This is a genomic window from Staphylococcus sp. FSL W8-0304, from assembly GCF_038006565.1.
In the GTDB taxonomy this organism is placed as follows: Bacteria; Bacillota; Bacilli; order Staphylococcales; family Staphylococcaceae; genus Staphylococcus; species Staphylococcus epidermidis.
Map to the genome: position 1 here is coordinate 59,737 of NZ_JBBOVL010000001.1, position 15,742 is coordinate 75,478.

The window sequence follows — 15,742 nt, forward strand, 5'->3', positions numbered from 1 at the left end:
GAAGAGAAAAAAGAACCCCTAAAAAGTTCAACTTTTTGGGGGTTGCTTACTATTAAGAAGTATTTTTGATTAAGCATCTTTCATATCGTAATCACCAATATACTGATCAAGGCGATTTATTGTTTCTCTGATATCATCATGTGTCGTTAATGGATTCGTTGTACATAAACGAATGACACGTTGGTTATTCAATACTGTGGTATAAGCAATGGCATAACCAGAATCTGCAATTTTTTGCGCAGCCATGCTATTGAGTTGATTATTTTGTGCTTCAGTTAAATCACTGTTTTCATATCTGAAGTTCACAATGGAAAGATTAGCGTGTGAGATAATACGCCAGTTATCGAGACTTGACACGTATTCTTCTGCATATTCTGCTAAACCTTCGCCGTATTTAATGCGCTCGATAATTTCATCTTCACCAATGACTTGCAGAGTAATCCATAATTTTAAAGCACGTGCAGGGCGTGTAAGTTCAATGCCTAACATTTCTGGATCAATCACATCATCATCTGAAGCAATATCATCCAAGTACTCAGCATCTTCGCCAAAGCTTTGCAGCAGATGATTCTTTTCTTTCACGATTACCATAGCGCAACTATATGTTTGGAACAGTAATTTGTGAGCATCCCAACTGGCACTATCTGAACGTTCAATGCCTTTAAATAAGTGTTGTGCTTTATCGGATAAGATATGTGATAGTCCATAAGCACCGTCTACATGGAGCCATAGATTGTAGTGATCACAAATATCTCCAAGTGTGGTGAAATCATCGACAGAACCTGTATTAGTCGTGCCTGCAGTCGCAATCACCATAGCAGGTTTGTAACCTTCTTCAATATCTTTATCAATTGCGGCTTTTAAGCTATCTGTATTCATTGTAAAGTCATCGTTGTACTCAATTCTGCGGATATTATTTTTAAGGAAGCCTGCAACATGCAAGGCTTTGCCTACAGAATGATGCGTTTGAGATGTAAGATAAACGGTTGCTTTTTTAATATCTTCCATTTCTACCTGTGCATCTCTAGCCGCAACGATAGCTGTTAAATTGGCCATTGAACCGCCAGATACAAAGACACCACCGGCCGGTTTGATCTCATAACCGATTTTTCCTACCAAGTAGTTAATTAAATTACGCTCAATATTAATTGGCAGCGTCGCATTGGCAAAATTAGAGGCATGGATATTATTTGCTGTTGTTAAAATGTCTCCAAGCCATGATAGACGTGATGCTGGACCTGGTATAAATGAGAATGAACGTGGATGGTTCGGACGATATAAATAATTCAGCACTTCATTATTTAAATCTTTGAGTACTTCATAGATATCTCGCCCTTTATTCGGCACTTCCATCTTTTCATATTTCTCTCTCAACTCGAGCGGTGCCTGTTGTGTCGCAGGTAAGTCTCCAATATCTCTAGATAAATATTTATTAACTTCATCTCTGATAATCGTCTCTAAGTCGATATTGTTCTCATTGAATTCCATTTCCATACTCTCTCCTTCAATTATATTTTTAATAAAAGACAGACGTATTAATTACGACGTTTTACTACAATATAAATGATAGCAGATATTAATAAAACCACGCTAACCATAACGACGAAACCCAGAAGGTGTCGCCCCAATGAATAACGTGCTGTGCTTTAACACTCGGTGCATGTGCGCCTTTCAGAAATTGACGAGGGTAATCGACTTGCAGATTATCATCTGTGATTTTCAAATTGAACCCTTCATTATGGCAAAGTTGATCGTCTTCAGGAATACGACGAGCGACAGCCAATAAGATTCCCATTGTTAACTCAGCTGTTGCATTTGTAGAAGCTATAGGTGTATTCGTAACATTAATATGGTGTTCGCGAGCTGCTTGGATATCAATGTTATTAAAACCAGCACCATAATTTGCAATGATTTTTAATTTTGGCGCCGATTCAATAACTTGTCGGCTTACCTGGGTAGACAATAAAGTGATTAATGCATCTGCATCTTGAATTTTTTGTATTAACAGTTCTTGAGAAATCAACGTTTAACCTGTGTACATATCAACATCAAAATGTTTTTTGAGTTGATTAAGTCTTGTTTCTGGAATTGCGCCTGCTATAAAAACTTTTTTCATAAAAATCGTCTCCTTTGATTATGTGAAAAGTTTCGCAATATTTAATTTAAGTTTAGCATGTGCCTAGTGATTAGGTATGTCTAAAATGATGAAGTAGTGGGTGTTTTTTGTCTGAAACAAACAAATTTCAGAATATAAAAAGCCTCCTAAACGTTAGATACAGAAACATAACGTTTAAGAGAGCGTAGGGGGAAGGGTATTAAGTACAAGATTTTCGGTTATGTATGTTTCAAAAATAAATTGTAATAAATTAAGATTAGTAAAATAGGAATTTATAAAGAAGAAATAAAGGATTGAATATGCTTATTTAAGTTTGATCGCTATATGAAAGATTATGAGACATAAATAGATATTCTTAAAATAAAAGGCTGGGACAGAATCTTGATATATTACTCCCTTATAGTTTCGATTTGTACATCGTCTAGTTTGAAAGGGCTATATCATATCGTGTCTCAGCCTTAAATTTCATATTTAATTATACTTGATATCGGATAATTAAATAATTTTAAAATCATTATTTTTACACTAATATTACAATTTTAGTTTTGTAATTGTAATTCGATTTCTTCTAAACTTTTACCACGCGTTTCCGGTAAGAATTTAACTACAAAAATGAGTGCTAATGCCCCTATAACTGCAAAAATCAAGAATACATATTGTACTTCTAACATATTAACGGTTCTGTTGCAAAGTAAAAAAATATAGCTAACCACTAATTTATCATGTCAGTGTTCGCTTAACTTGCTAGCATGATGCTAATTTCGTGGCATGGCGAAAATCCGTAGATCTGAAGAGACCTGCGGTTCTTTTTATATAGAGCGTAAATACATTCAATACCTTTTAAAGTATTCTTTGCTGTATTGATACTTTGATACCTTGTCTTTCTTACTTTAATATGACGGTGATCTTGCTCAATGAGGTTATTCAGATATTTCGATGTACAATGACAGTCAGGTTTAAGTTTAAAAGCTTTAATTACTTTAGCCATTGCTACCTTCGTTGAAGGTGCCTGATCTGTAATTACCTTTTGAGGTTTACCAAATTGTTTAATGAGACGTTTGATAAACGCATATGCTGAATGATTATCTCGTTGCTTACGCAACCAAATATCTAATGTATGTCCCTCTGCATCAATGGCACGATATAAATAGCTCCATTTTCCTTTTATTTTGATGTACGTCTCATCAATACGCCATTTGTAATAAGCTTTTTTATGCTTTTTCTTCCAAATTCGATATAAAATTGGTGCATATTCTTGAACCCAACGGTAGACCGTTGAATGATGAACGTTTACACCACGTTCCCTTAATATTTCAGATATATCACGATAACTCAATGCATATCTTAGATAGTAGCCAACGGCTACAGTGATAACATCCTTGTTAAATTGTTTATATCTGAAATAGTTCATACAGAAGGCTCCTTTTTGTTAAAATTATACTATAAATTCAACTTTGCAACAGAACCCTAAGTCACAACCATTTATTAAGAGTTTCGTTAATTGAGTATCTAGATTTTGATCAGGATATGCTACACGTGCGTAACCAATTTTTCTCATTTTATACACCCTTTCGGCTTATTCATTTTCTCCGATTAATAAACCTTCGCGTGCTGTTTCGATAACGTCTACTGTTATTTTATTCAGTTCATTAATTTCCATAATTCGAACAATTTGTGAAAATAGTCTTTGAACAAGCCTGAAATTACCATTGGTAATCTTTATAACTGTATTAATTGCTTCATAATCCTCAAAATCTTCGTAACTTACTGGAAGAGATAGTTCTTGCCATTTATATTCCAAAATATGTTTTAATTCGTCATTTGTTAATTTATCGAATTGATGACTGAAGCCTATACGAGAATATAGTTGGGGGTATCTTGATAAACGTTTTTCAATACCAGGCATGCCTATTAAAATCATACCTATATCAAGTTGATCATAAATATCTCGTATTATTTCTAGTGTTTTATAATTTAATCGATCGATTTCATCTATAATAATCAAATCAATTTCATAATTGTTGTTTTGCAATCTAACTAATTCTTTAAGACCATCAAATTCTTCTTGTGTTTTCAAAGTGCGATATCCAATTTTTCCTAATGTTAATTGTGTAGCAAGGTTCAATAAGTCTTTGTGTATTTTTGAAGGGCGCACTGGAGGTGCTGTGTAAAATACTGTTTTACAACTTAAAAATTTGTCGTCATCTACATTTTTTCCTTGGTCATTTGCGCCAAGATATTCTGTAATAATCGGATTTACATAATCCCAATTAGCATAGTATTGCGCAGAAAAAGTTTTGCCTACCCCTGGATTCCCATAGCATACACCCATATATTTATACTTTGCACAATTATCACAAAATTCTTCAAAACGACGGTACTGTTTAGTTTCAACAAAAGTTTGATCAGTCATATTTATACCTCTTTAGTTTTGACTTCTTTTTTGTATAACTCTTGCTGTTTTGTTTACTCAGTTTTTCATTTTGTATATTTTTAACTACTTGTTTTGTGTTGACTATCGACTTACCTAAGGTTCTTTTATTATTTATGCGAGCTCGTTCAATTTCCTTAATACCTACACTTTGATTTTCCAATTCATTACAATAAGCAATGCATAAGAATTGGTTATTTAAATAGACTCTTACTTCTGAAATGTCATTTGGATCGTAGCGTATGAATACATCTTCGGTAATGTAAGCAATTAAAGTAGTTGAAAAATACCGTAGTCCCTTAAAATATATACCTTCTCTTCGAATTTTTCGTGGTTTACTTGTTGTTAACAACAATAAATCTAAACTTTCACGTGAAGTGGGCAAATTGGGTAAAAAGTTCGGTTGGTTCCATTTTTTTATAGGTGGCTCGTTTGTAGTTCCATGAGGGCGATAGTGATAATTGTTTAATAAAAATTCTTCGAATCTCTCATTTAATTCTTCTAAAGTTAGGTGTTTTCTAGTTTTTTTGTTTTTAGTATATCCAGGCAAAACCTCTAAAAACATCAAATTAACTGTTTGAAAAAAACGTTCTATTTTTCCACGGCCTTTTGGTATACCTACTTTAGAAAAAATAAGTTCCATTTTTAAATTCGCTGAAACTTGTTGCATATGCTCTGAAGTATAGTCTTTGCCATGATCAGTATAAAATTTTTCGGGGATTCCACAAACTGGCCAATTTGAATCACCTTTTTTCCAAATTGCTTCTCTAAGTACTAATGCTGTTCTAATAGTATCAGGCGCTCCGAATTCTATTCTATAACCTGCAATTGCTCTGCTGAAATCATCTAAGACAACAGTTAGCCAAGGTCTTTCAAGTTTGTTTTTTTCGTTTAAAACCTCTATATCTAACATAGTATGATCTGCTTGCCAAATTTCATTAGGATGGTTACATTCTCTAAGATAGATAGCATCATACTTTTCAGCATATTTTTTACTATTTAAATCAGAGTAGGATTTTAAATGATTAGATACTTTTTTTATACTTGTATAAACTTGCTTATAGCTAGGTGTAGGGTGATTCATTTGATTACACCAATCTACTGTTTTACGGTGTATTGATGCTATAGATATACCCTTGTTAATTAGATACTCGTTCTTAATATAATTGAGCGTATCTTCGTTTAGTTTAGCTTTGTCTAAATCCTTTCTTCTTCTGTTTATTAATCCTATTAAACCTTGATTGTTGTAGCTTTTCACCCAAGAATAAATTGTTCTTTGGGATATTTGCTTATTATTACTAATAACTTGAACTGACTGCTGTTTTTTTATATAAGGTTCAATAATTTTATATTTTCTCATAGCTTCTTGACGTTGATAATGCGTGTAGTCGGCCAAATTATTATCCACTTTACCACCTTCATCATTTGAAGTTTCAATCACAATGATTTTTATGTTCTCGCCTCCTTTTAAATCATCATATAATAAAAATGTAAAATTACAACTAAAGTTGTAACGTAATTATTTGTTCATTTAGGGTTCACTCTAATTGAACGATAATTACGTGTTGTATAATCAATCTTCTAATTGTATGATTAGGGTGTGTGAGAAAGGGTGTTTAAAATGATAATCGGATATGCAAGAGTATCAACCATTGATCAGAATTTAGATAGACAAATCGAAAATCTACAATCTTTTGGTGCTGAAAAAATATTTACAGAAAAGCAATCGGGGAAATCGGTTGAAAACAGACCTATTTTTCAAGAAGTATTAAATTTTCTACGCATGGGAGATCGTTTAATTATAGAATCGCTTGACCGATTAGGGAGAAATTACGACGAAATTATTCAAACCGTTAACTATTTAAAAGAAAAAGAAGCCCAATTAATGATTACAAGCTTACCAATGATGAATGAAGTGATTGGCAATCCTTTACTAGATAAGTTTATGAAAGATTTAATCATTCAAATTTTAGCCATGATTTCAGAGCAAGAAAGAAATGAAAGTAAACGTCGACAAGCCCAAGGTATTAAAATAGCGAAGGAAAAAGGGGTATATAAAGGAAGACCTTTACTCTATTCACCAAATGCTAAAAATCCTCACAAGAGAATTGTTTACCATCGTGTTATTGAGCTACTAGATAAAGGAGAATCTATTAGTAAGATAGCTAAAGACGTGGGTATTACACGTCAAACAATTTATAGAATCAAAAAAGGAAGACCAAACTATAAATTTATAGAATAGAAAATATTTTTTGCTTAATCACAAAAATTTGAATAAAAATAGAGTATAAGTATTTTATAAATACTTATACTCTATTTGATGTGCAGAAATATTTTTACGTCCTTTTTCTGTTAACTCTGCGTATCTTATTGTCCCACAAATCGGAAAACATTTATTATAAAACAGTTCTACATTTTTAGCTAAATCTTGCCTCGCTATACTCTCGAGTGCTAATAAAAAAGTTTTTCACTCACATTTAACGTTTTAAAATCTATACTTTCTTCTTCTCTAATCGATAATAGCACATTATACACTAAATCTTGTTTTAACAACGTTCATCACCTCTTATTTATCTAGATGACGATACAAAGTTGCTCTACTTATATTTGTCTGTTCTTTTATCTCATCCAAAGTATATTTTTTGCTCATATACATTTCTATTGCATCTCTAAGATTTTTATCATCTCGTTTTGGTCTACCTAAATTTTTTCCTTCTTTTGAATAATTTTCTAGTCCTATACGTGTTCTAAATTTAACAATATCACTTTGGAAATCTGTAATATCATGTAATATTTCTAGGAATTCACCTTGAATATTTTTATATATATAACGATTTAAGTTAATAACATATAAAGAAATATCTTCTTTCGAAAGATAGTCCAATATATCCACTAAATGCTTCGTAGAGTCTGCAAGTATACATAAATCCGTAACATATAATATATCACCATCAGTTAATTTTGAGTTTAACAGAATATCTAACTCAGTTCTTCTTTTATTATTTGCATGTGTCTCTTCTAAAATATCATTTGTATAAATCGATATTTTCTTTTTCTGTTCGATAACATCATCATTTATTATAACTGGTCTGACATAACCGTATTTCATTTAATTACACCACCTATAATCATATAATAACATAAAGTTTCAATAAGGGGTATACATATGAAACTTTTCTGTTATACTTTACCATATAATTAAATAAAAAGGAGAGTAAGTTATGGTTGAAAAATTAAAATATGAATGGCTTAACCAGCCTGGTAAAAACATACTTGCAGGTATTGTAGTTGCCTTAGCTTTAATCCCTGAAGCTATCGCATTCTCAATTATTGCTGGTGTAGATCCAATGGTTGGCTTATATGCTTCTTTCATTATTGCTGTTGTTACAGCTGTTGTAGGTGGTAGAGCAGCAATGATATCAGGTGCAACAGGGGCTGTAGCCTTACTAGTTGTGCCACTTGTTAAAGACCATGGTGTAGAGTACTTACTAGCTGCTACTATACTAATGGGAATCATTCAATTGATTTTAGGTCTTCTTAAAGTAGGTCGTTTAATGAAGTTTATACCTCATTCAGTCATGATTGGTTTTGTGAATGCATTAGGTATTATGATTTTTATGTCTCAAATTGAACATATCTTTGGAATATCAATATCAACATATATATATGTAATTGTAACATTACTCATTGTATATATAATTCCAAAATTTTTTAAAGCTATACCAGCACCACTTATAGCAATTATCGTTTTAACAGCACTATATATGTACACAGGTTCTGATGTAAGAACTGTAGGAGATTTAGGGGATATTAAACAATCTTTACCCCATTTCTTAATCCCTAATGTCCCTTTTAATTTTGAAACACTTCAAATTATTTTCCCTTATTCATTATCTATGGCTATCGTAGGATTGGTTGAAAGCTTACTAACAGCTAAAATTGTTGATGATGCGACAGATACTTACAGTAGTAAGAATAGAGAATCACGTGGCCAAGGAATTGCTAATATAATAACTGGTTTATTTGGCGGAATGGGTGGTTGCGCTATGATTGGACAATCAGTCATCAATGTTAAGTCCGGTGCAAATAGTCGATTATCTACATTTACAGCGGGTATCGTACTTATATTTATGATTATTGTACTTGGAGGAATAGTAGTCCAAATTCCAATGCCGATTTTAGCTGGGATAATGGTTATGGTCTCTGTGGGAACTTTTGATTGGACTTCATTTAAGTATATTCAAAAAGCTCCCAAAACAGATGCAGTCGTTATGGTATTAACGGTAATCATTGTATTAATGACACATAACTTGGCTATTGGTGTCGTAGTAGGTGTTGTTTTCAGTGCTTTATTCTTTGCGACTAAGATTTCTAAAGTTGAAGTTACTTCTGAAGAATTTGGTAAAGTCAATCGTATGTCTTTTAAAGGCCAAATATTCTTTGTATCAATTGACTCTATGATGGAGCAAATTAACTTTAATATTGAAAATAGTAAAATAGAATTAAATTTCAATGACGCACATCTATGGGATGATTCAGCTGTTGATGCTATCGATACCATAGTTAGAAAATTCGAAGAAAAAAATAATATTGTTCATGTAGAAAAACTCAACTCGGATAGCCGTAAAATTGTATCAGAGTTAAGCAAACTCAATGAAAATCATTTAAATTAAAGGAGTGTTTTATATGTATAATTCAATTTTATTAGCAGTAGATGGTTCAGAGAATAGTTTACGCTCAGCAAAGGAAGTTTTAAATTTTATAGGTGAACAAACGATTGTGACGATTCTTACAATTGTTGATGTAGATGAATCAAAGTCCGACGTATTACATGGCAAGCAAGGTAAGAGCCTTACTAACGAAAGAGAAGAGAAATTATCTTATATTACCGAAGTATTTATAGAAAACAATGTAAAATATGAAGTGAAAATAGCACATGGTATCCCAGCTGAGAAAGTTGTGGAAGTGGCAAATAGTGGTGATTATCAAGCAGTTATTTTAGGATCTCGTGGTTTAAATAGTTTGCAGGAAATGGTTTTAGGAAGCGTCAGTCATAAAGTGGCAAAACGTTCTGAAATTCCTGTTATCATTGTGAAGTAATATGTAAAGCTCAATCCCTGACAGGATTGGGCTTTATTTAGAGGTGAACATTAGATGAAAATTAACAATTTCTATTATGGATGGATTATTGGCTAAAAAGCCAGTTAAAAATTATTAAAATATACCATAGAAAGAGTGGTTTTTAAGGGGAGATGTTATGAAATTTTGCAAAGGAATATGTATTCTAATGTTATTGATTTTTTGTGATTTGTTGATTTTCAAACGATCGAAAGTATGGGGAGTAGCGCATGGCTGGAGTAACAATGAAATTTAAATAATAAAGGAAGAAGGCTATACTGATATGGTTATTAACCAATACTAAAAAAACTGTGAATTATATAATTCACAGTTTTTTATTTTGGATAATTAAATATATTCTTTTGCAATTTATTAAGTAAAATTACTGCAATATAATACGGAAAATGACATTATTGTTTGATAATATAAAAGAGAGATTTGTATTATAACTCAATATGTATATGTAGATACCATAATTTAAAAAAAGAATTCAAAAACAGAGAGATGTGAAAATGTGAAACATTCGAAAAAGTTACTTTTATGCATCAGTTTTTTATTAATAACGATTTTTATTGGTGGATGTGGATTTATGAACAAAGACGATAGCAAAGAAACGGAAATCAAAAAAAGTTTTAATAAAACGTTAAGTATGTATCCTATTAAAAACTTAGAAGCTCTATACGATAAAGAAGGATATCGAGACGAAGAATTTAATAAAGGCGATAAAGGAATGTGGATAGTTCACTCTGAAATGAATATACAAAAAAAGGGGAAAGCGTTGGAATCAAGAGGGATGGTTTTATATATGGATAGAAATACAAGAACCACTCACGGCTATTTTATTCTTACCAAAATAAAAGATACGGGTAAAGTCAAAACAGATGACAGTGAAAAGAAATATCCAATAAAGCTAGAAAATAATAAAATAATTCCAACTAAACAAATTAACGATGAAAAGTTAAAAAAAGAAATAGAGAATTTTAAATTCTTTGTGCAATATGGCAATTTTAAAAACTTAAAAGATTATAAAGATGGAAATGTATCTTACAATCCTAACGTTCCCAGTTACTCAGCGCAATATCAACTAAAAAATGATGATTATAACGTACAACAATTAAGAAAAAGATATGATATTCCAACTAAAAAAGCACCTAAACTATTGTTGAAAGGAGATGGGGATTTAAAAGGATCATCTGTAGGATATAAAGATATTGAATTTATCTTTGTAGAGAATAAAGAAGAAAATATATATTTCACTGATAGCTTGAATTTTAATCCAAGTGAAGATAAAGAATAATGAAACAAATTGAATACCCAATTAACTAGTGAATATGAAGAAACATGCGCAGTATCTATGATTAGATATGAAGTAAAAAATGCTAGTAATAGTGATTTACTTAGAAATAGAATTATGGATCAAACTGAGAAGTTGAAAGACGATAATAAATTCCCTTCTAACCTTGAATATGTTGATAGTTACATAAATCCTAATACAAGAACCACGTAGTTGTACAAAAAGATGACTATGTGGTTCTTATACTATATACACTTAACAATAATATACAAAAAATTAAAATGAATGGGTGTTTATTGTTTGGTAATATGAAAGAGAGATTTGCATTATAACTCAATATGTATATGTATATACCATAATTAAAAAGAAGAATTCAAAAACAGAGAGATGTGAAAATGTGAAACATTCGAAAAAGTTACTTTTATGCGTAAGTTTTTTATTAATAACGGTTATTATTTGCGGATGTGGATTTATGAATAAAGACGATAGTAAAGAAACGGAAATCAAACAAAGTTTTAATAAGACGTTAAGTATGTATCCTATTAAAAACTTAGAGGATTTATACGATAAAGAAGGTTTTCGAGATGAAGAATTTAAAAAGAATGATAAAGGGACTTGGGTAGTAACTTCTAGTATCAATATTCAACAAAAAGGGCAAGATTTAAAAACTAGACGAATGGTTTTATTTATGAATCGAAATACAAGAACGTCCAAAGGTAAGTTCATGATAACTGAAGTAAAAGAAAAAAGTGATATAGGATTTCAGACTCGAAAGAAAGAATATCCAGTCAAATTGATTGATAATAAATTCATTCCATCTAAACAAATAAAAGATGAAAAAATAAAAAAAGAAATAGAAAACTTTAAGTTTTTCTCACAATATGGCAATTTTAAAGATTTAAAAGATTATAAAGACGGTGAGGTATCTTATAATCCCAATGCGCCTAGTTATTCAGCTAAATATCAACTCAGTAATAATGATTATAATGTAAAACAAATAAGAAAAAGATATGATATTCCAACCGAACAAGCCCCTAAGTTGTTATTAAAAGGTACAGGTGATTTAAAAGGTTCATCCACAGGTTCTAAAAATATTGAATTTACTTTTGTAGAGAAAAAAGGAGAAAATATTTATTTTACTGACAGCGTTGAATACACGCCAAGTGGGTAAGAAAATCTCAAAAAATTATCATCCATACTCATAAAAAATAGAACTGATGAGATTATTACGCTCATGAGTTCTATTTTTTATGTCAACAATTTTATTTCCATCATCACCCTAAATATTGCATTTGATATCCGATTCTCGGAGATGTGATAATTAGTTCCTTATCCATACCATCAAAATTTTCACTATCATTTAACTTCTACGACGCCATGTGCACACGTAAGGATGCCATTTCACACTTATTGACGTATACGATTCTTTTTTTAAAATGGAATGAATTTTTTCTGATTAACATACCGTTAGTCATAATCACCAACTTATTCTTAAAGTTAGTTCTTATATAGGAAATAATTTCTAATATATCGTTTCTAATAAAGGGTTCTCCACCAGTTAGAATAAGTGTATTCGGGTTGACGTCAATAATCTTATCAATTGCATATTTGACATCATTTGTACTTAAAATATCTTGTGATAAAGGAGAAGCAGATAGAGCACAATGACTACAAGAAAGATTGCATTTATTTGTAAGAGTAAAAGTCACACTTAAATTATTTTCTTGATGAGTTTTTTCTTCATCTTCGTAGTATCGTATTTCAAGCAATTCGTTAAAAAGCCGCTTTAAGTTATCTATCACATTACTTACATATTTATACTTCATAAAATCACCAATTTGATTAGATTCAACCAATTTGTTTAAAACTTCAAAATATTTTCTACTTGTTCTTACCCATTGTCCATTGTTTAAGTTGACTAGTAAAACTTTATTTTTAAAGTAAACTTCATGTACATTTGTATTTTTGATATACATCTAATCACCTCGATATCAAGTTATCATTACTTTATCAATTTTCTATCAATTTTTTATCAATTTAATTAATATTGACCAAACCTTCATAATTGTATATTTTGTGAATTTCCTAAAATTGATATATTATTGATTTCTTTTTGATATGTTGATGTAAAAGGAGGCTAATTTTGGATGAATGAAATAGTTATCAAAGGTTTGAGTAAATCATATGATGGAAAGAAAGATGCGCTTAATTCATTGGATTTAGTAATTCCCAATGGTATGTTTGGTATTTTAGGAAGAAACGGATCTGGTAAATCTACATTAATGAATATTATTGCAACAATTCTTCAACCAAGTAAGGGAACAGTAACAATTAATGGTATTGAAATTAAGAATTCACAAAAGATTAGACAAATGATTGGTTACTTACCTCAAGATTTTGATTTTTATCCTAATATGAAAGTCTCGGAAGTTTTATACTATTTAGGTTTTTTATCTAAAATAAATCAAACGGATTTCGATAAATATGTAGATTTAATTCTTCGTAAGGTTAATCTAATTGATTATAAAAATAAAAAGGTTAAAAGTTTATCTGGTGGAATGAAAAAAAGATTAGGTATAGCGCAAGCCATTTTACATGACCCCAAAGTAATTATTGTCGATGAACCAACGGCGGGATTAGATCCAGAAGAAAGAGTAAGGCTACGCAATTTACTATCTTATTTAGCTGAAAACAAAATTGTGATTATATCAACTCACATTGTGAGCGACATTGAATCAACTTGTAATAGGATTGCTATTTTAGATAAAGGAAGTCTTGTATATAAAGGTGACATACCATCGTTGATACAACAAAGTAATGATCATATTTATGAAATCAATCTATCCCCATCGGAGTTGGAATCATTTAGAGAAAATGACTTATTTATTACTAAAACTCAAGAAATTGAAAATAAATTAAAAGTTAGGTTTATTTCTGAAACAAAAGTTGCAAATGCTAAAAAAGTTAAAGCTGATTTTGAAGATGCTTATATGTATTTTTTAAAAAAACAATAAGGAGGTTTGAATCATGCGTCTATTTATAATGGAATTTAAACATTTAATGTTTAGTAAGACATTTCTATTTTATTGTTTATTGATTATTATATTCACGGTATTGAATTGTCAACAAGTCCTCAAACATCCTATTAATTCAGATGTATATCAACCTCAAAATATGACTATGTATTCTACTGATAAAAACATAATAATGTCAAATGAAATTAAAGAATTAAAGAACGAAGTACATCAAAATAATTTTAAAACGTATCAATTTGGATTTTTAAAACAAAAAAAGTTAAATGACCAACAAATTTCTAAAATAAAGAAACTAATATCAAAAATGGAAAAAACGAATAATTTTCATCAGTTTAAAAATTATTCTAATAGCGTATCACATGTTGTTGGATGGGGATCTCAATATTCTGAAAATAATATTTCATTATTTGGAATTAAGAATATGAGTAAGAGCACGTATGTTAAAGAGAAGAATATTATAAAAAATAAAGAGTACTATTATGGAGCATATAGTAGATATTTTTCAGATATTATGGGGGTAGTGTTAGGAATACTTCCATTCTTTTTGGGAGCTCAAATGATTCTTCAAGACAAAAAAAGTAATGCCATTAAAACGATTCATTCTAAATCTATATCATCATACCAATTAATTTCTACACGTGTATTTACTATTCTTGTTTTGGCATATTTACCAGTATTATTAGTATCAATATATTTTGTTACTTGTTTATCGATGATACATCAGATATCGATGTTTTCTTTATTTATTTTTTATAAAATTTTAATCTTGTGGACATTACCTACTTTAATATTTACTATCGCGATGGGATTGTTTGTCACAATTATATTGAATTCTTATTTAGGTGTAATGATACAAATAGTCATTTGGTTTATCAATTTAAATATAGGTTCTCGTGCCATTGAGGGGTGCTATGGTTCTCTATTGATTCCTCGACATAATACTTTATTTAACACAGTTTTTTTCTATAATCACTTCAATCAAATTTTAGCTAATAGATTTACATACTTTGGCTTAGGTTTACTTTTAATTCTACTTAGTACATATATATTTGACCTGAAAAGAAGAGGGGTAGGTTTTAATGGCAAAATTTTTACTAATAGATATCAAAACTAATTTAGTTAAACTTTACATGGGAATTTTAATTCTATTATTTGGTGGAATGTTTATTTTTGGTGTATCTAATCTTAATCATGAGAGAGTTACACAATACATTGAGTTAATATTTACTATACTAGGCATATTGTTATTTACTGCTATCTATTCTGTAGATCAAAACAAGAAGTCTAAGTTAACTATTAGTGCAAAGTGTCATGACTACCAATTCGTATTTATGCTTAGATTAGTGATAACAATCATCTATATACTGTTTCTAATTACATTCAATTTATTTATATTTTATTTATTTAACTCAAATATCATTGTTGTGAGAGATATGTTTATTGCTTTAACCAGTACTTTATTTATAGGATCAATATGTTTATTAACAAGTATTCTTAGTGGTAATACATTAAATGGCTTAATGTTTGGACTTGTATATTTCTTATTCTGCTTAGGATTTAGAAATCTAGGCTTTATGTATTTATTCTCAGAAACCTTTAACTTTCCATTTTATATAAAAATATTTCAATTTTTATTAGGAATTGTATTATTAATTTTTAGTTACACTATTATCAAAAAAGTACAAAATTAATACGTTTTGGAATCAAGCATTGTCATTTATAATTTCTAGCGTAACATGAATACTATA

General features: G+C 30.2%; 16 protein-coding genes and 2 pseudogenes. 9 read left to right on the forward strand and 9 right to left on the reverse strand.

Annotated features, from left to right (window positions below):
• Positions 1-69: 69 nt before the first annotated feature.
• The 7 genes and pseudogenes from NST35_RS00260 to NST35_RS00290 form a co-directional block, all read right to left on the reverse strand.
• Positions 70-1,488 carry a pyridoxal phosphate-dependent decarboxylase family protein gene (locus NST35_RS00260; protein WP_002498810.1) on the reverse strand — a complete coding sequence of 473 codons (1,419 nt, stop codon included), beginning with the start codon at positions 1,486-1,488 and terminating at the stop codon, positions 70-72.
• A gap of 235 nt (positions 1,489-1,723) precedes the next feature.
• A pseudogene (locus tag NST35_RS00265) lies at positions 1,724-2,116 on the reverse strand (hydroxyacid dehydrogenase); the annotation flags it as partial.
• Positions 2,117-2,655: 539 nt separating this feature from the next.
• Positions 2,656-2,832, reverse strand: a pseudogene (locus NST35_RS00270) (MFS transporter); the annotation flags it as partial.
• 20 nt (positions 2,833-2,852) lie between these two features.
• A complete protein-coding gene (locus NST35_RS00275) occupies positions 2,853-3,527 on the reverse strand; it encodes an IS6-like element IS257 family transposase (protein ID WP_001105999.1) in 675 nt (224 codons plus the stop codon).
• Between the two features lie 24 nt (positions 3,528-3,551).
• Entirely contained in the window at positions 3,552-3,674 is a 123-nt protein-coding gene (locus NST35_RS00280; protein WP_340747221.1) for a hypothetical protein, read from the reverse strand.
• Positions 3,675-3,692: 18 nt separating this feature from the next.
• Positions 3,693-4,529, reverse strand: coding sequence for an AAA family ATPase (locus NST35_RS00285; protein ID WP_002458494.1), 837 nt, complete (start codon positions 4,527-4,529; stop codon positions 3,693-3,695).
• Positions 4,522-5,955, reverse strand: coding sequence for a Mu transposase C-terminal domain-containing protein (locus NST35_RS00290; RefSeq protein WP_002458493.1), 1,434 nt, complete (start codon positions 5,953-5,955; stop codon positions 4,522-4,524). The genes NST35_RS00285 and NST35_RS00290 overlap by 8 nt, the downstream gene beginning before the upstream one ends.
• A 213-nt stretch (positions 5,956-6,168) precedes the next feature.
• On the opposite strand from NST35_RS00290, the gene NST35_RS00295 reads away from it, so the two are divergent.
• Positions 6,169-6,789: a recombinase family protein gene (locus NST35_RS00295; protein ID WP_002458492.1), complete on the forward strand. Its 621-nt coding sequence runs from the start codon at positions 6,169-6,171 to the stop codon at positions 6,787-6,789.
• A gap of 324 nt (positions 6,790-7,113) precedes the next feature.
• On the opposite strand, the gene NST35_RS00300 is transcribed toward NST35_RS00295, so the two are convergent.
• On the reverse strand, positions 7,114-7,656 hold the full coding sequence (locus NST35_RS00300; RefSeq protein ID WP_002458491.1) for a recombinase family protein: 543 nt from the start codon (positions 7,654-7,656) through the stop codon (positions 7,114-7,116).
• A gap of 112 nt (positions 7,657-7,768) precedes the next feature.
• Here NST35_RS00300 and NST35_RS00305 point away from each other — a divergent pair, with 112 nt between their 5' ends.
• From NST35_RS00305 to NST35_RS00325, 5 genes are all read left to right on the forward strand, one after another.
• Positions 7,769-9,220 carry a SulP family inorganic anion transporter gene (locus NST35_RS00305; protein ID WP_002458490.1) on the forward strand — a complete coding sequence of 484 codons (1,452 nt, stop codon included), beginning with the start codon at positions 7,769-7,771 and terminating at the stop codon, positions 9,218-9,220.
• A 13-nt stretch (positions 9,221-9,233) separates the two neighbouring features.
• Entirely contained in the window at positions 9,234-9,647 is a 414-nt protein-coding gene (locus tag NST35_RS00310; RefSeq protein WP_002458489.1) for a universal stress protein, read from the forward strand.
• Positions 9,648-10,179: 532 nt separating this feature from the next.
• The gene (locus tag NST35_RS00315; RefSeq protein ID WP_032603043.1) at positions 10,180-10,962 is read left to right on the forward strand and encodes a tandem-type lipoprotein; all 783 of its coding nucleotides are present in this window, start codon (positions 10,180-10,182) and stop codon (positions 10,960-10,962) included.
• Positions 10,963-10,971: 9 nt separating this feature from the next.
• Positions 10,972-11,172: a hypothetical protein gene (locus tag NST35_RS00320; RefSeq protein ID WP_080009703.1), complete on the forward strand. Its 201-nt coding sequence runs from the start codon at positions 10,972-10,974 to the stop codon at positions 11,170-11,172.
• Between the two features lie 184 nt (positions 11,173-11,356).
• Positions 11,357-12,130: a tandem-type lipoprotein gene (locus tag NST35_RS00325; protein ID WP_032603042.1), complete on the forward strand. Its 774-nt coding sequence runs from the start codon at positions 11,357-11,359 to the stop codon at positions 12,128-12,130.
• Between the two features lie 196 nt (positions 12,131-12,326).
• Here the strand turns inward: NST35_RS00325 and NST35_RS00330 are convergent, their stop codons facing one another.
• Positions 12,327-12,935, reverse strand: coding sequence for a radical SAM protein (locus NST35_RS00330; RefSeq protein ID WP_002458485.1), 609 nt, complete (start codon positions 12,933-12,935; stop codon positions 12,327-12,329).
• A gap of 171 nt (positions 12,936-13,106) precedes the next feature.
• Here NST35_RS00330 and NST35_RS00335 point away from each other — a divergent pair, with 171 nt between their 5' ends.
• Genes NST35_RS00335 through NST35_RS00345 form a run of 3 tightly spaced genes read left to right on the forward strand, consistent with a single transcriptional unit; the run spans position 13,107 to position 15,685 of the window.
• Complete coding sequence (locus NST35_RS00335; RefSeq protein ID WP_002458484.1) at positions 13,107-13,973, forward strand: ABC transporter ATP-binding protein; 867 nt, start codon at positions 13,107-13,109, stop codon at positions 13,971-13,973.
• A 13-nt stretch (positions 13,974-13,986) separates the two neighbouring features.
• On the forward strand, positions 13,987-15,108 hold the full coding sequence (locus NST35_RS00340; RefSeq protein ID WP_002458483.1) for an ABC transporter permease: 1,122 nt from the start codon (positions 13,987-13,989) through the stop codon (positions 15,106-15,108).
• Positions 15,074-15,685 carry a hypothetical protein gene (locus tag NST35_RS00345; RefSeq protein WP_002490411.1) on the forward strand — a complete coding sequence of 204 codons (612 nt, stop codon included), beginning with the start codon at positions 15,074-15,076 and terminating at the stop codon, positions 15,683-15,685. The genes NST35_RS00340 and NST35_RS00345 overlap by 35 nt, the downstream gene beginning before the upstream one ends.
• The last annotated feature ends 57 nt before the right edge of the window (positions 15,686-15,742 follow it).